The 24,788-nt window shown below is 38.9% G+C and carries 21 protein-coding genes and 1 riboswitch; of the genes, 3 read left to right on the top strand and 18 right to left on the bottom strand.

The genetic code is table 11. The features are described 5' to 3' along the window. Window positions 1-80 precede the first annotated feature (80 nt). The 3 genes from ACIQ1H_RS11960 to fabF all read right to left on the bottom strand — a co-directional run bounded on the left by ACIQ1H_RS11960 (window position 81) and on the right by fabF (window position 3,505). Window positions 81-620, bottom strand: coding sequence for a PadR family transcriptional regulator (locus ACIQ1H_RS11960; protein ID WP_402888983.1), 540 nt, complete (start codon window positions 618-620; stop codon window positions 81-83). Between the two features lie 92 nt (window positions 621-712). Next, window positions 713-1,861 (bottom strand): YhgE/Pip domain-containing protein, encoded by a 1,149-nt coding sequence (locus tag ACIQ1H_RS11955; RefSeq protein WP_402888981.1) that lies wholly within the window; start codon window positions 1,859-1,861, stop codon window positions 713-715. A gap of 408 nt (window positions 1,862-2,269) precedes the next feature. Beyond that, on the bottom strand, window positions 2,270-3,505 hold the full coding sequence (fabF, locus tag ACIQ1H_RS11950; protein WP_402888979.1) for a beta-ketoacyl-ACP synthase II: 1,236 nt from the start codon (window positions 3,503-3,505) through the stop codon (window positions 2,270-2,272). 118 nt (window positions 3,506-3,623) lie between these two features. On the opposite strand from fabF, the gene ACIQ1H_RS11945 reads away from it, so the two are divergent. Together ACIQ1H_RS11945 and ACIQ1H_RS11940 are read left to right on the top strand one after the other, a co-directional pair. Beyond that, the gene (locus ACIQ1H_RS11945; RefSeq protein WP_402888977.1) at window positions 3,624-4,475 is read left to right on the top strand and encodes a helix-turn-helix transcriptional regulator; all 852 of its coding nucleotides are present in this window, start codon (window positions 3,624-3,626) and stop codon (window positions 4,473-4,475) included. Between the two features lie 16 nt (window positions 4,476-4,491). Beyond that, a complete protein-coding gene (locus tag ACIQ1H_RS11940) occupies window positions 4,492-4,791 on the top strand; it encodes a hypothetical protein (RefSeq protein ID WP_402888976.1) in 300 nt (99 codons plus the stop codon). On the opposite strand, the gene glnA is transcribed toward ACIQ1H_RS11940, so the two are convergent. From glnA to ACIQ1H_RS11925, 3 genes are all read right to left on the bottom strand, one after another. Next, entirely contained in the window at window positions 4,788-6,122 is a 1,335-nt protein-coding gene (gene glnA / locus ACIQ1H_RS11935; RefSeq protein WP_402888974.1) for a type I glutamate--ammonia ligase, read from the bottom strand. The genes ACIQ1H_RS11940 and glnA overlap by 4 nt on opposite strands. 81 nt (window positions 6,123-6,203) lie before the next feature. Then, window positions 6,204-6,578, bottom strand: a complete 375-nt coding sequence (locus ACIQ1H_RS11930; protein WP_228134410.1) for a MerR family transcriptional regulator — start codon at window positions 6,576-6,578, stop codon at window positions 6,204-6,206. A 738-nt stretch (window positions 6,579-7,316) separates the two neighbouring features. Next, window positions 7,317-8,567: a methionine gamma-lyase family protein gene (locus ACIQ1H_RS11925; RefSeq protein WP_402888971.1), complete on the bottom strand. Its 1,251-nt coding sequence runs from the start codon at window positions 8,565-8,567 to the stop codon at window positions 7,317-7,319. Between the two features lie 147 nt (window positions 8,568-8,714). Here ACIQ1H_RS11925 and ACIQ1H_RS11920 point away from each other — a divergent pair, with 147 nt between their 5' ends. After that, entirely contained in the window at window positions 8,715-9,320 is a 606-nt protein-coding gene (locus ACIQ1H_RS11920) for a trimeric intracellular cation channel family protein (RefSeq protein WP_228134408.1), read from the top strand. A 468-nt stretch (window positions 9,321-9,788) separates the two neighbouring features. Here the strand turns inward: ACIQ1H_RS11920 and cobT are convergent, their stop codons facing one another. The 12 genes from cobT to miaB all read right to left on the bottom strand — a co-directional run bounded on the left by cobT (window position 9,789) and on the right by miaB (window position 24,636). Beyond that, complete coding sequence (cobT, locus tag ACIQ1H_RS11915) at window positions 9,789-10,847, bottom strand: nicotinate-nucleotide--dimethylbenzimidazole phosphoribosyltransferase (protein ID WP_402888969.1); 1,059 nt, start codon at window positions 10,845-10,847, stop codon at window positions 9,789-9,791. Window positions 10,848-10,950: 103 nt separating this feature from the next. Then, a riboswitch (cobalamin riboswitch) is annotated at window positions 10,951-11,127 on the bottom strand. Between the two features lie 143 nt (window positions 11,128-11,270). Then, entirely contained in the window at window positions 11,271-11,573 is a 303-nt protein-coding gene (locus ACIQ1H_RS11910) for a rhodanese-like domain-containing protein (protein ID WP_402888967.1), read from the bottom strand. A 95-nt stretch (window positions 11,574-11,668) separates the two neighbouring features. Continuing rightward, the gene (gene hfq / locus ACIQ1H_RS11905; RefSeq protein ID WP_228134406.1) at window positions 11,669-11,899 is read right to left on the bottom strand and encodes an RNA chaperone Hfq; all 231 of its coding nucleotides are present in this window, start codon (window positions 11,897-11,899) and stop codon (window positions 11,669-11,671) included. 98 nt (window positions 11,900-11,997) lie between these two features. Continuing rightward, complete coding sequence (miaA, locus tag ACIQ1H_RS11900; protein ID WP_402888965.1) at window positions 11,998-12,891, bottom strand: tRNA (adenosine(37)-N6)-dimethylallyltransferase MiaA; 894 nt, start codon at window positions 12,889-12,891, stop codon at window positions 11,998-12,000. Continuing rightward, window positions 12,878-13,798, bottom strand: a complete 921-nt coding sequence (locus ACIQ1H_RS11895) for an alpha/beta fold hydrolase (RefSeq protein ID WP_402888963.1) — start codon at window positions 13,796-13,798, stop codon at window positions 12,878-12,880. Before ACIQ1H_RS11895 ends, miaA begins: the two co-directional genes overlap by 14 nt. A 1-nt stretch (window position 13,799) precedes the next feature. Beyond that, a complete protein-coding gene (locus ACIQ1H_RS11890) occupies window positions 13,800-15,446 on the bottom strand; it encodes a glycerol-3-phosphate dehydrogenase/oxidase (protein WP_402888961.1) in 1,647 nt (548 codons plus the stop codon). Window positions 15,447-15,463: 17 nt separating this feature from the next. Continuing rightward, window positions 15,464-16,957, bottom strand: coding sequence for a glycerol kinase GlpK (glpK, locus tag ACIQ1H_RS11885; protein ID WP_402888959.1), 1,494 nt, complete (start codon window positions 16,955-16,957; stop codon window positions 15,464-15,466). An 85-nt stretch (window positions 16,958-17,042) separates the two neighbouring features. After that, window positions 17,043-18,935 carry a DNA mismatch repair endonuclease MutL gene (mutL, locus tag ACIQ1H_RS11880; RefSeq protein ID WP_402888958.1) on the bottom strand — a complete coding sequence of 631 codons (1,893 nt, stop codon included), beginning with the start codon at window positions 18,933-18,935 and terminating at the stop codon, window positions 17,043-17,045. A gap of 14 nt (window positions 18,936-18,949) precedes the next feature. Then, window positions 18,950-21,517: a DNA mismatch repair protein MutS gene (gene mutS, locus ACIQ1H_RS11875; RefSeq protein WP_402888956.1), complete on the bottom strand. Its 2,568-nt coding sequence runs from the start codon at window positions 21,515-21,517 to the stop codon at window positions 18,950-18,952. A gap of 326 nt (window positions 21,518-21,843) precedes the next feature. Beyond that, window positions 21,844-22,470, bottom strand: coding sequence for an outer spore coat protein CotE (cotE, locus tag ACIQ1H_RS11870; RefSeq protein WP_337981884.1), 627 nt, complete (start codon window positions 22,468-22,470; stop codon window positions 21,844-21,846). Window positions 22,471-22,653: 183 nt separating this feature from the next. Continuing rightward, window positions 22,654-23,091 carry a YlbF/YmcA family competence regulator gene (locus ACIQ1H_RS11865; RefSeq protein ID WP_228134399.1) on the bottom strand — a complete coding sequence of 146 codons (438 nt, stop codon included), beginning with the start codon at window positions 23,089-23,091 and terminating at the stop codon, window positions 22,654-22,656. Then, window positions 23,092-24,636 (bottom strand): tRNA (N6-isopentenyl adenosine(37)-C2)-methylthiotransferase MiaB, encoded by a 1,545-nt coding sequence (gene miaB, locus ACIQ1H_RS11860; protein WP_402888953.1) that lies wholly within the window; start codon window positions 24,634-24,636, stop codon window positions 23,092-23,094. Between the last annotated feature and the right edge of the window lie 152 nt (window positions 24,637-24,788).

The following is a 24,788-nucleotide window of genomic DNA, read 5'->3' as shown; positions in this document are numbered from 1 at the left end:
AAAGGACTATAGACAAACTCGAAAATCTTCCAGTTTGTCTACAGCCTGAGACTATTTATAAATTGCAAATAGTTATTTTCTTATATTTCTTCTTTTCGAACATGCTCAATTAATCTTTCTAAATACTGGATAGAACCTTGTATTCTAAAATTCGCATAGTCACTAACAAAATCCGCCAGTACTTCTACACCTGGTTTAACCAAATGTTTTCTTTCTGATTTAAAAAGCAAATCCCATTTTGAATGCATTCCGTTTAACTTTTTTTCTAAAATATGAATGATTTTATCACGATCAACATATTTCATATTTGCTAAACCGATTACCATATCACCTATTGTATTAGCACTTTCAAGGGATTTATAAATCTTTTTTGGCAAGGCTTCGCGCCCTTTTTCCGTGATGGAAAATACATGCTTATCTGGTCGATTATCTTCTTTAATAACTTCTTTCGTCTCAATTAAACCTTGCTTCGCTAATGATTCAATATGATAATATAGCTTACTTTCCGTCAAACCATTTATCGAATCGAGGGATTGTAATTCTGAGATTTGTTTTTTTAAATTATAAGGATAATTATCTCCGTCCATAAGCTTGCTAAGAATGAAAATTTGAATTGCCATTGTTTCAGCTCCTTAGGCAAATATTAGTTCTATTTTATCAAAACTAACGATTTACTTCATCAGAATTTTAAGCCTTTAATAAATTCTTCAAACTACTTCTCTACTGCAACTGGTAGTGGTTTATGAAGTACCCAAACAATAAGAACATTAATGACCATTGCTACAAAGCCCACTGTTGTTAATCCTAAAACGAACGGAGCCGCACTCACACTACCAAAAATACTGTTAAAGTATGCTTGAACAGAATAATACATTGGTGAAATATGACTCATCCATTTATACGGTAAATACATCATATCACGATTGATTGTTGCACCATTCGCGATTGTTTGGATTAATAGAATTGGAATATTTAAAATCATACCTGCTTCACCAACTAATAAAACGAAAACTGCAGTGAAGTTAAAGCATGCCCAATAGTTTAGAATTTGTTGACCCCAAATTTGGAAGAATGAATCTACTCCAGATAAATCATTGATGGCAAATGACATGACTGTTGATACTAAACCAGCTAACATACCGATAATAATCGCTGTGAATTGCATGTAGATAAATAAACGTGTTTTCGTTGCTTTCCCACGACTCGCTTTAAATGCACCTACTAATTGCATCGCACCAATCATAGCCCCAACATAAATCGCCATTGTTAAGAACATTGGCAGCATATTGTTATGCATACCATCGGGCACATCGTTCTTTATAACAATATTTCCTGCATAACTATTTTCAATTTGTGCCGCTAATTCAGCTGCTTGCTCTTGCGGAACGTGTAAGTTCATTAAAATTCCTTGAGCTGTTTGTTGTGAAAATTGAGCACTTAGTTGTGCATTAATTTGCATGACGATTTGTTGCATAGAAGATGACACTGCCGTTGCACTAGCTTCATTGATTGAGAAATCAATGCTTGATGATACATCTCCTTTTTGTAAATCCGCTGAAAACGTTTCTGGAATGTGAACAACTAATGCTAAGTCGTTTTTTTCTAAATCTTTTATTGCTTCTTTATTTGAGATGTCTGTTTGAATATCCTCGAATGGTAGCTGTTCTGTTAAACTATCCGCTATTTGAGCGCCATATTCCCCTTTATCATCATTAATAATGGCAATCGGTAATTGATCAATATTGCCTGGTATTGCTGTATACCCTGGTAAAAAGATACCCAACATACAGACGGCATATAAGATCCCCATAAAAATAGAGCCTTTTGCACCCTTCGTTTTCATAAACTCTTTAAACTTCATTAAATTAGTACTCCCCTTCTACAAACCTTTTTCCAAATTTATAATCTAAACAAAATAGTTTAATTTAAGTAGTTTAATTAAACCGTGAGTGTAATTCTACAAAAATACGATTTACTTTGCAATCAATACATATAGCCTACTAATATTAATTTTTATAATTTGTCCAAAGTGTGAAATAGAATCTCTTTGATAACGTTTACAAGTTCAGACCTAGAAAATTAGGTATTATTTGTAACAAATCAGCATGAATTGGGCCAATTACATTTTGTTTTTCAATCTGAAAGAATGTCCTGTAAATTTACACAATAAAAAGCGTTGGCCATATAGCTCCAACGCTTTTTGTTTATTAGATTTATTCGATTCCTATCTCATTTTTTAAAAATAATTTTACTAATGCGTTATATCCATTCACTCATATTTTTTTAAAACGATCGCTGCGTTATGACCGCCAAAGCCAAATGAGTTCGATAATCCTGTAGTAATATTCACATGACGAGCAACAGCTGGTACATAATCCAGATCGCATAATGGATCGGGATGCTCTAAGTTGACAGTAGGCGGAATGATTCCTTCCTTTAAGCTCATTGCTAATGCAATTGCCTCCGCTCCACCAGCCGCCCCTAGCATATGACCAAGCATTGATTTATTTGCTGTTACTGGGATTTGATAAGCTTGTTGGCCAAACAACTGCTTAATAGCCATCGTTTCAGAAATATCCCCTACTTTTGTACTTGTCGCATGTGCACTAATGACATCAATATCTTCAGGTGATAAATTGGCATTTTTTAATGCAGACTTCATTGCAAGATAGGCACCTTTACCTTCTGGATGTGTTGCCACGATATGATGTGCATCTGAACTAGCACCATAGCCAATGACCTCTGCATAAATATTTGCCCCTCGTTGTAACGCATGGGATAAAGACTCTAATATTAAAATGCCTGCCCCTTCTGACATAACAAACCCATCTCGGCTATCATCAAATGGCCGACTAGCCTTAGCGGGTTCATCATTTCTCGTAGATAACGCTGTAGCATTCCCAAAGCTAGCTATCGATAAGTCTGTTATTGCAGCCTCTGTTCCCCCTGCAAACATAACATCAACTTCACCGTAACGAATTAATCTAAAGGCTTCTCCGATAGCTGTATTTCCGATTGCACAAGCTGAAACAGGTGACATGGATGGGCCCATTGCTTTCCACTTAATACTAATTTGAGCTGCAGCAGCATTAGCCATCATGGCAGGTACTAACGTTGGGCTAACTCTTCGGGGCCCTTTCTGTCTAAGCGCATCTATATTTTCAATAAAAGTTTCAATTCCACCAATACCTGAGCCGACGTATACGCCTAATCTTTCAGCATCTATTTGGTTGAGGTCTAAATCGGCATCTTGCCATGCCTGTTCTGCCGCAACTAAGGCAAATTGAGCAAAACGATCTAAACTTCTTGCTTCTTTCTTACCTAACGCTTCCTCTGCATTGAAGTTTTTGATGAGTCCCGCAATTTTTGTCTTTTGGTTTGTAGTATCAAATGTATCAATCGTTGAAATGCCAGATTGTCCATTCATTAAATTGTTCCAAAATGTTTGAACGTCGTTTCCTAGAGGCGAAACTACTCCCATTCCAGTAATCACTACTCTCTCCATTTTTCATCCCCCAAATCAATATGATAGTTGTATTTTACATCGTTTATATCCTATTACAAGACACTGTTTATCCTGGTATAATAACTACTAGGTAAAATGAAATGAAGGGGTTTTTAATTTGAATGATAAAAATAGGCTTGAAGCGTTATCGTCATTTTTAAAATCGAAACGTGCCCAAATAAAGCCCGAGTCTATTGGCTTGCCAGCTGGAACGCGTAGAAGGACACCAGGATTACGTAGAGAAGAAGTTGCCCAATTAGCAGGTGTAAGTACCACTTGGTATACATGGCTAGAGCAAGGAAGAGATATTAAAGTATCTGCAAGTGTGCTTGATTGTATTGCTACTGCTTTGCAATTAAGTAATGATGAAATAGACTACTTATACAACCTTGCATTAGATGTAAAATCTGAAATGACAACGATAAAAAAAGAATCATCAGAGCTTAGTCCTGCATTAAAACGAATATTAGCTGAATTAACATATTGCCCAACCATTATTACGGATCGCCATTGTCATATTGTCGGTTGGAATGCTGCTGCTGCGCATGTTTTTTTAGATTTTGAACAGGTGCCGTATAATGAAAGAAATTTGATTCGTTTAGTGTTCACTAGAAAAGAATTTAAAGCGTTAGCCGTCAATTGGGAGCATTTCGCGAAAGGTTTTCTTGCTATTTTCCGTACCTACTATGGTCACTATTTAGGGGATGAATGGTACAACCAATTTATTGAGGAAATGAGTCAATCCCATCAAGAATTCCGAGATTTATGGCAAGAAAGTCAGGTGAGTAAGGCGCCAGAAATGATAATCGAGTTCAGACATGCCAAAGCAGGCAAAATGTTGTTTAATCTAACTTCTCTCCAAGTTCAAGGAGATATGGATTTACGATGCAGCATTTATACACCTGCAGAGGAAACAAAAACAGAGGATAAGTTAAAGCGGTTAATGAAGAAGGTATCTGCTGAAAAATAAAACGTGAAGACTTTGCGTGTCTGAAGATGTTTTTCTAGAAGCATCTCTTAAATATAGACTTCAAAATATATCCTCAGATAGTTCGAAAAAGACTTTATACTTAGGAGTTTCTAATCTTAATTTAGAGCTTAAATCAGAAATAGAAAAGCATTTTGAAAAAGAATTAAAGAAAATTCATGTTATGACTATAGCATTGAAGTTTTTGATGCAAACAACTAGATTTCCGATTAATGTAACAATAGGTCAGGATGCCATTATACTTTCATGGCATAAAAAAAGCGTTGGAGCCCTTAAGCCCCAACGCTTTTTTGATTAATACATTTTTAAATATTGATCGCGTTCCCATTGGTGTACTGTTGTACGGTACATGTCGAACTCGATTTCTTTTGCTTCTTTGAAGTTTGCGTAAATGTGCTCACCTAAAGCAGCTTGAGCTACTTTATCTTGCGCAAGTAATGTTAACGCATCATCAAGCGCTGGTGGTAAGTTAGCAATACCGTTTGCTTTGCGCTCTTCTTCTGTCATTACATAAATATTGCGGTTAATTGCAGCTGGTGGTGTTAATTGTTGGCGAATACCTTCTAGACCCGCTTCTAAAATAACAGCCATCGCTAAATATGGGTTAGCTGATGGGTCCACTGAACGTACTTCTACACGAGTTGAAAGTCCGCGTGCAGATGGGATACGAATAAGTGGTGAACGGTTTTGTGCAGACCATGCAACGTAACATGGCGCTTCATAACCAGGAACTAATCGTTTATAAGAGTTAACAGTTGGGTTTGTTACTGCTGTGAATCCTTGTACGTGTGCAAGAACACCTGCCATGAATTGCATTGCTGTTTCAGAAAGACCTAACTCAGTAGATTCATCATAGAATGCATTTTCTTTCCCTTTAAATAATGACACGTTAAAGTGCATACCAGAGCCTGCTTCACCAAATAACGGTTTTGGCATGAATGTTGCATGTAGGCCGTGTTTACGTGCAATTGTTTTAACAACTAGCTTGAACGTTTGGATGTTGTCACATGCTGTAATGGCATCTGCATATTTAAAGTCAATTTCATGTTGCCCAGGTGCTACTTCGTGGTGAGAAGCTTCGATTTCAAAGCCCATTTCTTCTAGCTCTAACACGATATCACGACGGCAGTTTTCACCTAAATCAGTTGGTGCTAAGTCGAAATAACCACCGTGGTCGTTTACTTCTAACGTAGGTTCACCTTTTGCATCTAATTTAAATAAGAAGAATTCTGGCTCAGGCCCTAAGTTGAAGCTTGAAAAGCCCATTTCTTCCATTTTTTTAAGGATGCGTTTTAAATTGTTACGTGGGTCACCAGCGAATGGTTCGCCTTTAGCAGTGTATACGTCACAGATGAAACGTGCTACTTTCCCTTTTTCTGAAGTCCAAGGGAACACTACGAAAGAATCTAAATCAGGATATAAATACATATCTGATTCCTCGATACGCACGAAGCCTTCAATTGATGAGCCATCGAACATCATTTTGTTTTCTAGTGCTTTATCTAGTTGACTAACAGGAATTTCAACGTTTTTAATTGTACCTAGAATATCTGTAAATTGTAAACGTATGAAACTTACATTTTTTTCCTCGATTAAACTCTTGATGTCCTCTTTTGTGTATTTACCCACAGTTTTCCACACTCCTATAAATTGTCTAGCTTATATCTTTACCCTACCCTATTAAATAATAACCATCTAATAGTAGTTATTTTAATAGAATCGGGATAAATCCCCACGTCGGATAGATGATTTTTGCATGCGCTGTGCTTGACGCATTTCTTCGCGCATAATTTGACGTAATTCTGTGTCAGTTAAATCAGGTTCTTCAGCTGCAGCAGGATCTAACTTTTTAGCAAATAATTTTTTAATTTTCGCCATATTCATACCCTGCTCCAAGTAATCTTTTATTTCAAGAAGCGTATCGACGTCATTTAATGAAAACATTCGACGATTACCTTCTGTTCGGTGTGGCTCAATTAAATGGTGTTCTTCATAATAACGAATTTGGCGTGCCGAAAGCTCGGTCAGTTGCATCACGATACTCATAGATAATAACGGCATCGTTCGTCTAATTTCACGACTCATTTAAGTCCCCCCAATACCCGCTTATCATATAACGAAAAATTTTCACTGTCAACAAGGATGTAAGGTTTCCTAACATGGATTTTTAATTTTTTTTTGAATTGATGAAAAATTGTTAAAAACTATAAAAATATAGTCCAAGCTTTAGCCAAACTCGAAATATTTTACAGTTTATCTTTGGTCTTCAATATAAGATTTCTGCGGTTGATTTCCGCTACGGGCGGACGCTTTCCGCGGGCACATCGTAAGCCCTCCGCTCCAATCAACTTTAATTGTATTGCTACCAGTCTACTATAAACGCTGGAAGGGTAACGCCAATATAAATCGAGTCAGAACAGTATGGTCAAGACGATAGTGAGAACTCCTTTTTAAAAAAATTAATATAGAAGTGATGACTACTGCTGTTGTTGATTTCCGCTACGGGCGGGCACTTTCCGCGGGCACATCGTAAGCCGCAAACAGCATTTTATGGACACTTTGAATACAATCTTTTAGATTCAATCATAAGAAAACGTAGAATGCTGCATATGCTCCTTTTGAGCATGCGTAACTTCAACAGCTCTTAATGTATGTCACTACAATAAAATTGCGTTTCCACTCGTTCTGCTCCTGCTGACCTATTGAGATATTGCTTTAATCCACTAGCTTTAGTGTGAAAGCAAAACAGCTAGCTCCATTCATATTGCGAAAAAACCCCCACCACAAATCTGTGATGGGGGTTGTCTAACATCTATTTATAGCTTATTTTCGTAAGCTTTGGACAGCGCTACAAATGGCAAATTTCACGTGCTCGTATGTCAATCCACCTTGAATAAATGCTGTATATGGCGGACGAATTGGACCATCTGCTGTTAGTTCAATGCTTGAGCCTTGAATAAATGTCCCCGCTGCCATGATGACATCGTCTTCATAGCCAGGCATGTATGCAGGCTCAGGGGCATAATGCGCATTTATCGGTGAGTTTGCTTGAATTTCACGACAGAATGCAACCATTTGCTCGGCTGTTTTAAACGATACTGATTGAATTAAATCTGTACGCTCAGCATGATAGCTCGGGAATGTATTCATGCCCGCTTGCTCTAGCATAGCTGCTGTGAAAATGGCGCCCTTTAACGCTTGACTAACCACATGCGGTGCTAGGAAAAACCCTTGATAGAAATCACCAAGTGTATTTAATGTTGCACCTGCTTCTGCTCCAATACCTGGTGATGTCATTCGATAAGCACATTTTTCAACTAAATCAGCTCGACCTGCAATATAGCCTCCTATTTTTGCTAAGCCACCACCTGGATTTTTAATAAGAGAACCTGCCATTAAGTCTGCACCTACTTCTGTAGGCTCCTGTGCCTCTACAAATTCACCGTAGCAGTTATCAACAAAAATAACGGCATGTGGGGCCAATTCTCGTACTTTCTCACACATTTCTGCAATTTGTGAGATCGTAAAGGATGGACGCGTTGCATAGCCCTTTGAACGTTGAATCGCTATCATTTTTGTATTAGGCGTTATGGCTGCAGCGACTGCCGTCCAATCAATCGTTTCGTTATCGATTAAATCTACATGGCGATAGCCAATTTTATAATCTTTCAGTGAACCTGTATCTTTGTCACCACCATCGACAATTGATTGTAGCGTGTCATATGGTTGACCTGAAATATAAAGTAATTCATCACCTGGTCGTAGCACACCGAATAGACTAAGCGTAATCGCATGTGTGCCGGATATAATTTGCGGACGGACTATCGCTGCCTCTGCTCCGAAAACTTGTGCATATACACGCTCAAGATTGTCACGTCCTTCGTCATCATAGCCATAGCCATTAGAAGGGTGTAAATGATAATCACTTACTTGATGTGCTCTGAAGGCGGAAAGTACTTTTTGCTGATTGAAGAACGCCATATCCTCTACTTTCTTGTGATAAGGTCGCACCTTTTCTTCTATTTTTTCCGCTAATGTTAACGTCTCTGCTGTTAAATGGGTTGTAAATGTCATTGTTTTCGTCTCCGTTTCAAATTGTTCTTTCCTATCTTATCAATTTGTTTGCAACCCTGCAAAAATTGCTATTGTGTCTAGCTGTTAAATGCGCTAAGCTAAGGGGCGGACTTACTACAATTTATTCTCGTTTAAGGAGGGAAAGTGATGGCTTGGGAAGTTTTTAGCATCATTGGGACAATTGCCTTCGCTATTTCCGGAGCAATAATAGCAATGGAAGAAGAATACGATTTATTCGGTGTATATATACTCGGCATTGTAACTGCTTTTGGTGGAGGGGCCATTCGTAATTTATTGATTGGTCTACCTGTGACAACATTATGGGGGCAAGATATGATGTTCCAAATTGCGATTGCTGCTATTACAATATTTTTTATTTTTCCACATCATCTTATACAGCATTGGCACCGTTGGGGCAATTTCACAGATGCTATTGGTTTATCGGCTTTTGCGATACAAGGTGCATTGTACGCTGTCAAACTCAATATGCCTATTAGTGCAGTAATTGTTGCTGCTGTTTTAACTGGTTCAGGCGGTGGTATTGTTCGTGATTTATTGGCAGGACGTAAACCACTTGTTCTCCGCGATGAAATTTACGGTGTATGGGCAGCACTAGCTGGTCTACTTATTGGACTGGAATTACTGCCAGGAGACATCTTCTTATATGCATTATTCGGAGTCATAACGATATTACGAGTTCTTTCTTATATGAAGAAATGGCGTTTGCCATTACGGAAATTGAATCGAGCATAAGCAATACCTTCTATTCATTCTTTTGCAGTAAATAAAAAATTAGAAGTGAACATGAGTTGATGGGAGCGAAGGCGGTGACTCCTGCGGGAACTGCACGCTTAGTAAGACGCAACAAACGACGCGACAGCGACGGTTGCGGCTTACAGTGTGCCCGCGGAAAGAACCGCCGCAGCGGACATCTACGGCGCAGTAAAAAAAGGGCTAGTTTCATTCTTTTGCAGTAAATAAAAAATTAGAAGTGAACATGAGTTGATGGGAGCGAAGGCGGTGACTCCTGCGGGAACTGCACGCATAGTAAGACGCAACAAACGACGCGACAGCGACGGTTGCGGCTTACGGTGTGCCCGCGGAAAGCACCGCCGCAGCGGACATCTACGGCGCAGTAAAAAAGTGTTAGATTGATTCCAGTCAATCTAACACTTTTTCTCTTTTGTCCTCGTTCGAACCTTTGACCTCTCAAATACCCCATCACTTCTCTTCAACTAGCGCCATAGTTTCTGCTAATGTAGCCATATTGCTCATCATCGAACAAGCTGCATCTAGAATTGGAAAGGCTAGTGCTGCACCAGAGCCCTCTCCCAATCGCATATTCATATGAAGCATCGGCTCAACTCCTAGCAATTCGGCTGCTATTTTGGCACCTGGTTCTTCAGAGGCATGAGAAGGTATAATATAGTCTTGTACTTTTGGTTCAAGTTCATATGCTATTAGTGCTGCTATTGTAGAAATAAAGCCATCAATCACAACTGGTTTACGATTTGCAGCTGCAGCTAGGATAATACCCGCCATCGCACCTATTTCTAACCCCCCCACTTTTGCAAGTATATCCAGCGCATCATGACGATTAGGTTTGTTTATTTCAATTGCCATTTGAATAACCGCTACTTTATGTTCAATTCCTCCTGCCCCAAGCCCTGCACCGAATCCCGTCACTTCCTGTGGATGACAACCACGAAGTACTGATAATATAGCCGCACTTGGTGTTGTATTGCCGATGCCCATTTCACCTGTACCAAGAACATTTGCCCCTTTTGCTATTTCTGCTGTTGCAATTTCAATACCTACTTCAATTGACTGGATTGCTTCTTCCCTTGTCATTGCCGGACCTATTGCCATATTGTCTGTACCATACTTAATTTTTTTCATTAACACCTTTGCATCAAGCGGTATATCCTCTTTGACACCAACATCTACCGTTACTATTTTTGCATTTGTTATTTTGGCAATTGCACAAACGCCTGTTACCCCTTTAGGGAAATTTAATGTTTGCAAAAACGTGACATTTTGCGGATTTGATGTTACCCCTTCTTCACAAACACCATGATCTGCTGCACAAACAATGATTACTTTGTTATCAAGTTTTGGATATAGTTCTCCCGTAATGCCAGCTAATTGTATAGCTAGCGACTCCAGTTTCCCTAAACTGCTAGGAGGCTTGCTAAGTGAATCAATACGTTCCTTAGCTGTTTCCTTCATTGTATTATTAGTAGGTTGAATGCGTTGAATCGTTTGTTGTAATAATTGCATCATCATCTCTCCTTTTTTTAATCATTTACATTTAGAATGAAAAAATGGAAAAGCCTGTAGTTTATTTCATAACAAATAAACTACAGACTTTTCCATCGTCTATATCATTCAAAGCAATTAGGCAGGTCTCCTGGCTCAATTTCAACATTTTATAGAACCTTCCCAGCATAACGCTAGTGGTATTTTCTATAAAACTCCATTTTACAGTGGCGGGACCGCTAAAGCATTTCACTTTATTCCCTATTCTCCCATAGTGGGCACCTAATGCTTTTATGTAATTACTTTAAATTTACGATAAAGTTTTTTTCGTGTCAATATTGGATAAAGTTTGCGTGACAGCACTTTTTGCACCGCCAACATTAAGTATAAACTAAATAAAATAAGGTATTTAACAACTGAATTGTTAAATACCTGTGTCCTACATTATTTAAATTCTAATTCCCCATCATAAGCAAGCATGCCGCCTTCTAGGTTTGTTACATCAAAGCCTTGTGCTTCTAAATATGCACATGCATTTGCTGAGCGTCCGCCAGCTTTACAGACGATAATGTAAGGTTTAGATCTATCTATTTCTTCTAAGCGCTCAGGAATTGTTCCAAGTGCAATATGCTTAGCGCCTGGAATGACACCTTGTGCTACCTCGTCATCTTCTCGCACATCGATAATGTATAAGTCCTCATTCGAATCTAGTTGTTCTAATAATTGCGTTGTATCCATCGATTTCATCTTTACAGTCCTCCAATATATCAATTTCCTATTACATTATAGCGTGAACGAAAAAAAACAGCTAGTGATGTAACACTAGCTGCCTAAAAATGACTCTATTCTTCTGTCTCTAAAAATTCGACTTGCTTTGCTGGAACGAAAGTAGAAATTGCGTGTTTGTAAATGAGATGCTGTTTACTTTCAGCATCGACTAGTAATACTGTAAAGTTATCATAGGATTTCACTGTTCCTTTTAGCTGGAACCCGTTTAACAGAAACACAGTTACAAAAACACTGTTTTTACGTAGATGGTTCAAAAACGTATCTTGCAAATTGATTGATTTCATAGAATGCGCCTCCCCTACTCTCTTTCTACCTCTTCATTCCTATAGTAGCATGTTATCCCAATTTATCAATTAGTAATTTTTAGAAATTATTAAAGTTTTTAGTCTTTTTCAATAAAATGAATATCCATCTTATTGCGGAAATAAGTAAGTTGTCTTTTCGCATAGCGACGAGAATTTTGTTTTAAATTTTCAATTGCTTCTTCTAAAGTGCATCGACCATCTAAGTAATCATATATTTCCTTATAGCCAATTGCCTGAATTGACTGTACGCCTCGAATATTTTGCTGCCACAACCCTTTTACTTCTTGTAACAGCCCTTTGTCCATCATCAAATCTACTCTGCGATTTATGCGATCATATAACGCATCGCGTGACATATTTTCACCTAGCCCTATAATCAAATGGCGATAAAGGGGGATTTCTCCTCGATTGTGTTCTTCAGAGGCTTTTGAAACACCACTTAATTCAATCATTTCTAACGCTCGAATGACGCGACGCGTATTGTTAGGGTGAATTGTTTCCGCTGTTTTCGGATCCAATGCTAATAGTTTTGCATGCATTGCTTCAGGACCTAACTTTTCTAGCTCCTCATAATAAGCCTTACGTGCTACCTCATCTACTTGCTCCTCGGTAAATTGGAAATCATAGAGCACGGCTTGTACATATAACCCAGAGCCTCCAACAATAATTGGTAGCTTTCCTCGTGCTTGTATTTCACTAATTTTGGCACGTACCAATTTTTGATAATCTGCTACCGAAAAGGATTCTGTAGGCTCCTTGAAGCTTAATAAATGATGTGGGACACCTTGCATCTCTTCCGCAGTAATTTTCGCAGTACCAATATCTAGGCCTTTATAAATTTGCATGGAATCGCCGTTAATAATTTCACCATTATACTTTTTTGCTAACTCAATGCTCAGTGCTGTTTTACCAGAGGCTGTTGGTCCAACGATTGCTACAACCTCTGCTTGCTGTATTTTATTTTGTATCATACTTTTCTAACCACCGTAATAAAACTTGATGAACCGCCTGATGATTGTCTTCATTTAAAATTTCATGTCGCTTATCTTCAAATAAATAGACTGTAACATCCTGTACACCTGCTGCTGCAAACCGCTCTGCCACATTATACACACCGTGACCACCATCTCCAACAGGGTCCTTGCTACCACTTATCAAAAGGATCGGTAAGTTTTTGTTTATTTTTTCAATCTCATTTTTTCGATTCAGTACCATAAGACCCGCCGTTAAATCAACAAAAAATTGATTGGTTGGTATAAAGCCACAATATGGATCATCAATATATTTTTGCACCTCGTGCTCTACAGAACATAACCAATCATACGCTGTTTTGGCATTCGGAACTTGCTTATTGAAGCTCCCAAAGCTCAATTTGTTTAGTAAAGGGCTCTCCATCTCTTTGCCTCGTTGCATTGCCAATACTTGTGCTACATAATGCCCAATCTTATGCAGTGTTGAGACATTACCTGTTCCACAAAGTATAACGTTAGCCACGTCATTGCTGTAAAGTTGAATATACCTTCTAGCAATGAAAGAACCCATACTATGTCCGAACAAGATGAATGGCACATCTGCAAATTGAGCATGCATTGCTACAATCACTTCATGAGCATCTTCTACAACACGATCGAAACCATTTTTTTCAGCGAAAAAGCCTAATGTGCCGTTGTAAGATGCCGTTTCTCCATGTCCACGATGATCATGCATCGTCACTGCATAGCCTGCTCCACATAATTTTTGAGCAAATTTTAGATAGCGACCACTATGCTCTGCCATGCCATGTAAAATATGAATATGACCTATGCATGGAATAGATGGCGTCAATGTTCGCGTAAACACAAAATGTCCATCTGACATTTTCATATAACGCTCTTCCATATTACACCTCCACATCCGCAAAACTTGTCGCATCGATTATAGCTTGTTCTAATTGCGCAACATAGGTATTTCTTTGAGATTCGGAATAGTGAAAACGCTGTTGCATTACTTGAATTACTTGCTCCTTATATCGTTTCACTGCATCAATATCAAAGTATAATAATCCCGTGCGACGAATAAAGAAATCACAAGGTGTGTACACCATTTCCGCTTCTATACCATAGAGCAGCATCGCATGTAACACGAGAGGCATTGTACTGCCATGCTCATGTAAATACTTCACCTGATCAAATAAAGCGTCCACATTCGTTCCATACTTTTGTACAAGATGCTTCGCTTCATCATAGTTCAGGCCATACTGCACACCTTCTCTTGCTTTATACGCAGTGTAATCTGGGAAATTAATGGCATTAATGCCCTTTGCACCAGATAGAGATAGTTCACGTGTCATACATGGACTAGCATGCTTAAATTTATGAGTTTTGACGATTTTATCAACGATTGTTTCAGCCATTTGGCGGTAGCCTGTTAACTTGCCACCTGCAATCGTCATCAAACCACTTGATGCTGTCCAAATCTCATCTTTACGCGAAATTTCAGAAGGGTCTTTACCTTTTTCGAAAATAAGTGGACGTACACCTGCCCAAGAAGATTCAACTGTTTCTCTTGTAATTTCGGCTGTTGGAAAAACATTTTTAGCAGCCTCGATTAAATAATCTACATCTTGTTGTGTTGCAGTAGGGTGTATAGGATTTCCTTCATAAACTGTATCCGTTGTCCCTATATAAGTTTTACCATCACGTGGAATAGCAAAAGCCATCCGACCATCTGGAATATCAAAATAGACGGCCTGTTGTAATGGGAAATGCTTTTGATTGAGGACGATATGGACACCTTTTGTCAGGCGTAATTGCTTTTTGTCCATCGCTTTATCCTTTTGTCGTACTTCATCTACCCAAGGGCCAGTAGCATTGACAATTTGCGCAGCATGAACTTCCACTACTTTTCCTGTTACATGATCTTTTACTTTTGCGCCAATTAGCTTTTTCTTGTTATATAAAAATCCTGTCATTTCCGCATAGTTTACACAAAGTGCGCCATATTCAACCGCTTTTTTTAGCACTTCAATCGTTAACCGTGCATCATCTGTACGATATTCGACATAATAGCCACCTCCAACGAGCTCATCTCGCTTTAATAGAGGCTCAAGCGCTGCTGTTTCTTGTGCACTTAGCATTGTGCGGCGTTCTTTCTTTTTGACACCTGCTAATCGGTCATATACTTTTAATGCAATTGAAGTCGTTAAAGGACCAAGTGAACCATGCTTATATAAAGGCAACAGCATTTTTTCAGGTGTCGTTACATGAACAGCATTATCATAAACGATTTCGCGTTCACGTCCAACTTCAGCCACTACCCCCATATCAAATTGTTTTAAATAGCGAAGTCCTCCGTGGATAAGCTTTGTCGAACGGCTTGATGTACCAGCAGCAAAGTCCTGCATCTCAATTAGTGCGACTGATAATCCTCTTGACGCGGCATCAAGTGCAATTCCAGCACCTGTAATACCACCCCCAATTACTAAAACGTCAAAGCTATATTGCTCTAAATAATCCATAATTTTAGGTCGATGCTCAAATGAAAACATACTTTCTCCCCCATTAGCTATGATTTGAATATACGTGTAGCCTCCACAGCTCTTTGCCAGCCCGCATATAAATTTGCTCTTTGCTCTGTGGTCATTTTAGGTTGATAGGTTTGCCCATTTGCCCATAATGCAGCTAACGCCTCTTTATTTTCCCAAAATCCTGTTGCAAGTCCTGCTAAATAGGCTGCCCCGAGTGCAGTCGATTCATTAAGCTTTGCTAACTCCACCTCTAACTGTAAAATATCACTTTGAAATTGCATTAAGAAGCCGTTACTTACAGCTCCACCATCTACCCGCAATACTTCAATTGGCATGCTCGCAGCTTCCTTCATTGCATCCAATACATCTTTCGTCTGGTAAGCCAATGATTCAAGCGTTGCGCGGATAAAATGCTCTTTGGAAGTCCCCCGCGTCAAACCAAAAATAGCGCCACGGGCATCCGTATCCCAGTATGGTGTTCCTAACCCTACAAATGCAGGTACTACGTATACACCATCTGTATCAGCTACCTTTGTTGCATATTTTTCAGATTCCTTAGCCGTGCGAATCATTCGAAGACCATCGCGCAACCATTGAATTGCTGAACCTGCCACAAAGACACTGCCCTCTAACGCATAAGTCACTGTGCCATCAATGCCCCAAGCAATCGTTGTAAGCAAGCCATTTTCAGAATGGATTGCCTGTTCGCCCGTGTTTAACAACATAAAACAGCCAGTGCCATACGTATTTTTAGCCATGCCTTTCGCAAAGCATGTTTGACCAAAGAGTGCTGCCTGCTGGTCACCAGCAATGCCTGCAATTGGCGTTTCCTCACCAAAAAATATACTTGGTGCTGTTTTCGTATAAATTTCTGACGAATTTCTTACTTCTGGTAACATCGTCATTGGAATATTTAATAGTTCACAAAGCTCTTCGTCCCATTTTAGTTCATGGATATTATAAAGTAATGTCCGCGCCGCATTTGAATAATCCGTAATATGTGCCTTCCCTTTTGATAATCGCCAAACAATCCAAGAATCAATCGTGCCAAATAGTAAATCGCCATTTTCTGCCTTATGACGCGCCCCTTCAACATTGTCTAAAATCCATTTAATTTTTGTTGCAGAGAAATAAGAATCGAGACGTAACCCTGTCCTTTGCTGAAACATTTTTTCATGGCCTTGTTCCTTTAGCTCTGAAACAATATCCTGCGTTTGTCTTGATTGCCAAACGATAGCATTGTAAACAGGCTGACCAGTATGTTTATCCCAAACTACCGTAGTTTCCCGCTGATTTGTAATGCCAATTGCATGGACCTCACTTGCTTCATGACCACTTTCAGTTAACACAGCTGCGATAACAGCGAGCACTGATCCCCAAATTTCATTGGCGTTATGCTCCACCCAGCCTGCCTTCGGAAAATACTGCTGAAATTCCTTTTGGGCAACATGGACAATTTCACCTTTATGATTGAATAAAATCGCTCTTGAGCTTGTCGTCCCTTGATCAATTGCTAAAATAAATTCACCCATTCATTCTCCCCCTTAGGTTTTCACACCAGGCTCTTGATCGCTGTAGCTTTTCTTTATTTACTGCGACCACATTGCTTAGCTATTACTACATTACCCGTTTGAACATTTTTTCCACTTCATAGGTTGTAAAATGAATTAGTACTGGCCGACCATGCGGACAAGTAAATGGATTGTCTGCTTCACGTAAATCATCTAACAATGCAACCATTTGCTCTTTCGTTAAATAATGATTAGCCTTAATAGACTTTTTACAGCTCATCATAATAGCTGCCGCCTCACGCATTTTTTTAACATCCGCTTTTTTTGTCGTCAACACTTGCTCAATTAAATCCTCAATAATGTCTTGCTCCTCGCCATTTGGGAACCAACTAGGGTGCTCACGAATCACAAATGATGACTGTCCAAAATCCTCTAAAAACACGCCAACTGCCTCTAGCTGCTGTTTATTTTCACGCAGTATAAGCGCCTCATCTGCTGCGTAATGGAAGGTCAAGGGAAGTAATAATGTCTGTCGTTCGTTCGGATTAACTTGCCCAACCTTTTCACGGAAAAATTCGTATTTTATACGCTCCTGTGCGGCATGTTGGTCGATTAAATAAAAGCCGTCCTCCATTTGCGCCACAATATATGTCCCATGAATTTGTCCGACAACCTCAAGAGCAGGGAATGGTTCTTTTTTAGGCTCTTCTATTTGAGATTCTTCAATGTGAGGCTCCTCATTAAAAATTTCGCTATGCGCTATTGGCGCCTCTACTTCAACCTGATTAGTTTCTAGTTGTTGCATTGGTTGCCAGCTCTCTTTTGTAACAGAAGATGGGGCTAAAGGCTCTTCGTCGGGCAATATGCTAGACTCCTGAACAGTTTGCACATCATAAAGCTTTTCAACGATAGCATTCATTTTTTCGACGTCCAGCTTCGGGGTAGGCTTCCATATATTTAGCTGTTCTGTTGCAGGTTTCGGAATTTTTTCTTTCTTTTCCATTAGAGGTACACGCATCACTTCTCGAATTTTGCCACGAATCGTTTCTTCGATTAATTTTAGTAGCTCTGGTTCTTTACTTAAACGGATTTGATGTTTCGCTGGATGGACATTTACGTCTGTTAAATAAGGATCGCCTTCAATATAAAGTGCTACAATTGGAAAACGTTCAATCGGTAAATACGTATGATACGCATCGATAATTGCCTTTTGCACCAAATAATGCTTCACCCAACGACCATTGACAAACAGCGACATATAATTTTTAGAAGCACGTGTCACCTCTGGTAAAGATACAAAGCCCGACACCTTATAGTCATGGGATTCCCCTTGAAACGGCACCATTTTTTTCGCATTATGCACGCCATAAATTGCGGCCAGTACTTGCTGTACATCGCCTCGTCCATTTGTTTGTAATAACTGCTGACCATTATGTAGCAATCGAAACGCAATTTGAGGATTACCAAGCGCTAGACGGTTCATAAGATCAATTGTATGTCCAAGCTCGGTTTGTATCGTTTTCATATATTTTAAACGTGCAGGTGTATTGAAAAATAGCTGTGCCACTGTAATATCTGTTCCTTTACGTAAAGGTCCAGGCTTTTGCGTTTTTACATGGCCTCCCTCTAGTTCCACATACGTCCCTGATTCACCAGTTGAAGTTATCATCGTCATTTTAGATACAGATGCAATGGATGCTAATGCCTCCCCACGAAATCCTAATGTACGAATACGAAATAAATCATGCTCCTGATGAATCTTACTTGTTGCATGGCGTGAGAAAGAGATCAGTGCGTCTTCCTCATCCATCCCACTACCATTATCAATTACTTGAATTGAAGTGAGGCCCGCTTCTAGTAAAAAGACATCAATGGACGTACTACCAGCATCAATCGCATTTTCGACTAATTCTTTCACTACAGACGCTGGTCGTTCTACTACTTCCCCCGCGGCAATTCTATTGGATAGCCACGCGTCCATAATTTGAATTTTCCCCATGGCGCTTCACTCCTTTATTTTTTAGCGTTAACTAATTGCTGTTGTAATTCATATAAAATATTCATAGCCTGCATTGGTGAAGTGCCTAAAATATTCACCTTCTCCAAGCTTTTTAACACATCAGCCTCAGCTGAAGGCAACGCCGCTTCTTCTGTAAAGAGCGACATTTGTACTGGTTGCTCCACGACCTGTTGAGAAACAGGCAGTTCATTACCCGCCTCAAAGTTTTCGAGCAATATACGAGCTCTCTCTAAAATTTCCTCAGGTAATTGGGCTAGCTGCGCCACATGAATACCATACGATTTATCTGCCGCTCCCTTTTTCACCTTGTGTAAAAAGACGACTGTGCCATTTTTTTCAGTGGCAGATACATGCACATTTTGTAAGCGTGGTAGCTCTTTTTCTAATGCTGTCAATTCATGATAATGGGTTGAAAAAAGTGTATTTGCGCCTATTTTGTCATGAATATATTCCATCATAGATTGCGCCAGACTCATCCCATCATAGGTAGATGTTCCACGACCAATTTCATCAAACAGCATTAAGCTATTTTTAGTAGCATGCACAATCGCATGCTGTGATTCTAGCATTTCCACCATAAATGTGGATTGACCTGCTGCTAAATCATCTGCTGCACCAATGCGTGTGAAAATTTGATCTGTAATTGGTAATCTTGCCTTTTCCGCAGGTACATAGCATCCCATTTGTGCCATTACTACAATTAAGGCAACTTGGCGCATATACGTACTTTTACCAGACATATTAGGCCCTGTAATGAGCATCATATTGTGTTTTTCCTCAAGCACACAATCATTTGGTACATACATTTGCTTATTGAGCATTTTCTCCACAACTGGGTGACGTCCTTCAATAATTTCAAGCGCACGCCCCTCATGAAACTCTGGCTTCGTAAAACGATATTTTTCAGAAACACTTGCAAAGCTAAGCAATACATCTAACTCACTAATACTTGCTGCTAATGCTTGTACACGTGGAATAAATGTTTTTAATTGTTCACGTATTTCAACGAATAACTTGTACTCCAATGCCAAGCTTTCTTCTTCAGCATTCAAAATAAGCGACTCTTTCTCTTTCAGTTCTTGCGTAATATAACGTTCTGCATTTGCGAGCGTTTGCTTCCGTTCATAGCGTGTTAAATCTGCTAAATGAATATTAGATTTTGTAATTTCTATATAATAGCCAAAAATACGGTTATAGCCTATTTTTAAGTTTTTAATACCCGTTTTCGTACGTTCTGCTTGTTCTAATTGGGCAATCCAATCCTTGCCATTGCGAGATGCATAGCGTAGTTCATCTAATCGTTCATGATAGCCATCTCGGATAACATCACCTTCTTTAATAGTGATTGGTGGGTTATCTGTAATAGCACTTGCTAATAATTTCTCAACGTCAGCACATGTATCGAGTGCAGCACCTAACTTATGCAATGTTTCTTTATTTGCTCCAAGTAACTGCTGTTGGATAACGGGAACTTGTCGCAATGAATCACGAAGCTGCGCTAAATCGCGCCCGCCTACATTACCAAATGCCACACGGCCAGCTAAACGTTCTAAATCATATACTTGTTTTAGCGAAATTTGTAATTCTGATCTTACAAAATATTCTTCTAACAAATCACTAACCATTGCAAGTCTATCTTCAATCGCTGCGCGTGATGCTAACGGTTGATGGAGCCACTGCTTCAGCTTACGTCCACCCATCGCTGTCACGGTGTCATCTAATAGCCATAGCAATGTACCCTTTTGATCACCGCCACGAATTGATTGGATAAGTTCTAAATTACGCTTGGAGCTCGAATCGATACGTAAATAGTTTTTCATTTCATTAAAGCTAAACGCTTGAATATGAGAGAGTGAACGCATTTGCGTTTTATCAATATAATGAAGTAAACGAAGGCAAGCTACCTGTATAGTCACTGGCACCGCTTCTAAATAATTGGCCGCTTTGTCCATTGCCATTTCATCTTCTTCAACAGATAGAACAATACCAACATTCATTGCATGTTCTGCTAATAAAAGCTGTAAACTTTCTGTCACGATTAATTCTCGAATACCATAAGCCTGCATCTGCATCAGTAGTGCCTTGCCGTCCCCTTCAATTGTTGACGCAATAGCCTCACCTGTAGATAAATCCAAGTAGGCATAGCCAAATGTCATGGCATCCAACTGTTCTGCTGCCCCTATAAAATGATTGGTTTTACCATCAAGCGCCTTACCCTCCATAATAGTACCTGGCGTAATAAGTTGGACTACTTCACGTTTGACTACACCTTTTGCTTGCTTGGGATCTTCCGTTTGCTCACAAATTGCAACCTTATAGCCTTTTTGCACAAGTGTTTCAATATAATTTTTTGCTGAGTGATGCGGTACGCCACACATCGGAATACGCTCCTTAGCACCTGCATCTCGGCTTGTTAATGTAATTTCTAAAATTTGTGATGCATTAACCGCATCTTCAAAAAACATTTCGTAAAAATCACCTAATCTAAAAAATAAAAAGGCATCCTTATAATCTTCTTTTACTTGCAAATATTGTTGCATCATTGGTGTATAAGTTGTCATTTAAAAATTCCCTCGCTCTTGCCATTTAAATCAAATACGCATAGTATATTTGCGTTTAGATATTTTATATTTTGTGCTTAAATATGCAATTTGTAGTTACGTTAACAATTGCACTAAATACATACAGCTTGTAAAAGCTGCAATATCCATTATGTGTGCTTTGTTTTCTTTCAACCAAAATGCTAACCTACTATTATTTTTTGCTACATAAGTCTTCATCCATTGATCGTTATATTTATTATAACAAAAGATACATGCGAAACGCTTATTTCACCTTTGTAAAGATGCTAGCATTTCGCATGTATCAAAAAATATTATCTTGGTTTTTATCTAGGACGTTCATCAGGAAACGACGAGGACTCTAAAACAAATCTTCCTTCACTGCTTGAGCTGCTAGAAGAACTGGAGCTTGAACTAGAACTTGATGAGGAAGATGAAGATGAGCTTTCATCATTAAAATTCCATTCCTCTTCGAAATCTAGCGGATGTACACTAATACAAATTGTCATTTCACCCATTACTTCAACAACAGTTTCACGTTCTACTACAATTTCAAATTTTGTTCCACATGGAGAAATTACCGCTTCCATGCAATTTGGTTCTTGTATTACACGCACACGCACATCATCGCCAACTGTAACTTCGCCATCTCTAAAATTAAGTTTTACCTTGTCTTTATAGTGAACCGTTTCTGAAAACACTGCTGTTTTCGAATGATTACTATAAGCATACCATACATTCACATCAAACTTTCCTGACACTTCTACAAATTTACCGACTTTTTTTGCTGAACAAGTATGGTTGATTACCCAGCAACCGAGAATACTTGTCGGTTTATTTGTTGGACATAACGTTACACGTTCTTCCGTTCTCTTCTTCCCTTTGGCAACTACTGCTTTCGTCACGATTTGTCGTAAACGTTTCAGCGCAATTCCTCCTTCGACTCTTTTCACTCCATCATATGCAGGGGGCGCCCATTGGGTGAACGTATTTCATAGAATCGAATCAACTTCCTTTCTACATCTTTTCATTCAACAGCTTTTATATAGGCTTTTTTTATGTATAAATCCTTACCTAAAGTTCGGCATAAAAATAGCCCGAATGCAGTTATTCGGGCTATTTCTTCTATTATTTAATTATGAACAGCTACCTGGTTGAGAATTTTGTACAGAAGATCCAGTTTCACCACGCAATACATCGCCACCTGTTGAACGCACAATTTCATTTGTAACGTTATTGGCAATTGTATTCGACACTAATTGTAATAAGTCATTTACATCACCTTGTGATTCTTTAAATTGCTGCACAACAGGAATGGCATTAATTTCTTCTTCGATTTTTTCAATTTTGTCTTCGATCATTTTTAATGCTTTTTCTTTACCTAAGTGTTGAAAGTTAACTGCTTGTTTTTGTAAGCTTTTTAAGCTAGCAATACGTTCACGAACAAGTTGGTTTTCATTAATTTGTGCTTCAGCTTTTTTAAAAAAATCGACTTCTGGTGTATTCGCAATCATATGCGCAATTTCATGGGATTTTTTAATTAAATCTTCTTTTGTATACAATACTTGTGTCATTTACGCTTCCACCTTTTCATTTTTTACTACTTCCACAAATTCTCCAGTTAATGAATAAGAAGTAGCTTCCGTTATTTTCACTTTCACTAACTGTCCAATCAACTCTGTTGGTGCTTTGAAATTCACTAGGCGATTTTTTCGTGTATAGCCTGCAAGCACATCATCACGACGTTTACTTGTGCCTTCCACTAATACTTCCACAATTTCGCCTTTCAAGCCTTCTAACGCTTTTCTAGAATATTCTTGTACGACCGCATTTAAACGATGCAAACGCTCTTTTTTCACCTCTTCTGGTACATTATCAACCATCTTCGCAGCTGGCGTACCTTCTCGAGGAGAGTAAATATACGTAAAGGCCATTTCAAAGCCTACTTCACGGTATAACGAAATAGTCTCTTCGAATTGCTCCTCTGTTTCGTTTGGATAACCAACAATAATATCAGTTGTTAACGTTACACCTGGGATTGCTGCTTTAATCTTATCTACTAAGCTTAGGAAATGCTCACGACTATATTTGCGTGCCATAATTTTCAACACTTCATTTGAGCCTGATTGTACTGGTAAATGAATGTGTTCGACCAAGTTGCCACCTTTTGCTAGTACTTCAATTAAATAATCATCAAAATCACGTGGGTGACTTGTTGTAAAGCGAATACGCGGAATATCGATTTTTCGCAATTCATCCATTAAATCACCTAATCGGTAATCAAGGTCCTCAAAGTCTTTGCCGTAAGCGTTGACATTTTGACCGAGGAGCATTATCTCTTTATAGCCCGCCGCAGCTAGCTCCCGAACTTCAGCAATAATTTCCTCTGGACGTCGACTACGTTCTTTTCCTCGCGTATATGGCACGATACAATATGTACAAAACTTGTCACAGCCGTACATAATATTGACCCAAGCTTTAATGGAACCTAAACGTTTCTTCGGCAAGTTTTCAATAACGTCGCCCTCTTTAGACCAAACTTCTACAACCATTTCCTTCGACATGTAAGCTTCTTTTAAAATATTTGGCAATCGATGAATATTGTGCGTTCCAAATACCATATCGACATGTGGGTATGTTTTTAATATTTTATTTACTACGGATTCTTCTTGTGACATACAGCCACAAACACCAATTAACATTTCTGGATTTTTACGTTTATATTTTAGCAGGAAACCAAGCTCTCCAAATACTTTGTTTTCTGCATTTTCACGGATTGCACATGTATTCAGTAACACCACATCTGCTTCCTCGATAATCTCTGTTGAAGTATAGCCAAGCTGCATAAAGATCCCAGCCATCACTTCTGTATCATGCTCATTCATTTGGCAGCCATATGTACGGATATAGAATGTCCGTCCCTCACCCATGCCAGCAAATTGTTCTGCAATTTGGAAGTCTTTATGGTATTTTACTTCTTCTTTGCCACGTTTTTTTGCATCTTTTAATGAAGGTGCTGTAAAGATCTTCTCAAAATATTTACTATAATCCTTTTCAGGCTTGTCTTCTTTTTTTGGTTGATTGACTTGTTGACTAGTTAATCGTTGTTCCTCATTCATTGCAGGTCAGGTAACTCCTTTCAAACGAAATCCGTGCATTCGAATTCCCATTTTACTATTATACTGAATGATTACTACTTCCTACAAGGTTTGTGTACTAAATGTCGTGGTTTCGACTTAAATACACTTCTTATTAAAAATATTGCGTCGTT

Origin of the sequence: Lysinibacillus sp. NPDC097279 (genome assembly GCF_044761745.1) — a bacterium.
Lineage (GTDB): Bacteria > Bacillota > Bacilli > Bacillales_A > Planococcaceae > Lysinibacillus.
The sequence above is the reverse complement of the archived record's forward strand: the minus strand, read 5'-3'. Positions and strand labels throughout refer to the sequence as shown.

Coding starts and splice junctions, on each gene's coding strand:
- ACIQ1H_RS11960 (WP_402888983.1), bottom strand. CDS start 620: ATGGCAATTCAAATTTTCATTCTTAGCAAGCTTATGGACGGAGATAAT.
- ACIQ1H_RS11955 (WP_402888981.1), bottom strand. CDS start 1,861: ATGAAGTTTAAAGAGTTTATGAAAACGAAGGGTGCAAAAGGCTCTATT.
- fabF (WP_402888979.1), bottom strand. CDS start 3,505: ATGGAGAGAGTAGTGATTACTGGAATGGGAGTAGTTTCGCCTCTAGGA.
- ACIQ1H_RS11930 (WP_228134410.1), bottom strand. CDS start 6,578: ATGAGTCGTGAAATTAGACGAACGATGCCGTTATTATCTATGAGTATC.
- ACIQ1H_RS11925 (WP_402888971.1), bottom strand. CDS start 8,567: ATGACATTTACAACCCATTTAACAGCAGAGACGTTAACATTAGCGGAA.
- ACIQ1H_RS11920 (WP_228134408.1), top strand. CDS start 8,715: ATGGCTTGGGAAGTTTTTAGCATCATTGGGACAATTGCCTTCGCTATT.
- cobT (WP_402888969.1), bottom strand. CDS start 10,847: ATGCAATTATTACAACAAACGATTCAACGCATTCAACCTACTAATAAT.
- ACIQ1H_RS11910 (WP_402888967.1), bottom strand. CDS start 11,573: ATGAAATCGATGGATACAACGCAATTATTAGAACAACTAGATTCGAAT.
- hfq (WP_228134406.1), bottom strand. CDS start 11,899: ATGAAATCAATCAATTTGCAAGATACGTTTTTGAACCATCTACGTAAA.
- miaA (WP_402888965.1), bottom strand. CDS start 12,891: ATGATACAAAATAAAATACAGCAAGCAGAGGTTGTAGCAATCGTTGGA.
- ACIQ1H_RS11895 (WP_402888963.1), bottom strand. CDS start 13,798: ATGGAAGAGCGTTATATGAAAATGTCAGATGGACATTTTGTGTTTACG.
- ACIQ1H_RS11890 (WP_402888961.1), bottom strand. CDS start 15,446: ATGTTTTCATTTGAGCATCGACCTAAAATTATGGATTATTTAGAGCAA.
- glpK (WP_402888959.1), bottom strand. CDS start 16,957: ATGGGTGAATTTATTTTAGCAATTGATCAAGGGACGACAAGCTCAAGA.
- mutL (WP_402888958.1), bottom strand. CDS start 18,935: ATGGGGAAAATTCAAATTATGGACGCGTGGCTATCCAATAGAATTGCC.
- mutS (WP_402888956.1), bottom strand. CDS start 21,517: ATGACAACTTATACACCAATGATGCAACAATATTTGCAAGTAAAAGAA.
- ACIQ1H_RS11865 (WP_228134399.1), bottom strand. CDS start 23,091: ATGACACAAGTATTGTATACAAAAGAAGATTTAATTAAAAAATCCCAT.
- miaB (WP_402888953.1), bottom strand. CDS start 24,636: ATGAATGAGGAACAACGATTAACTAGTCAACAAGTCAATCAACCAAAA.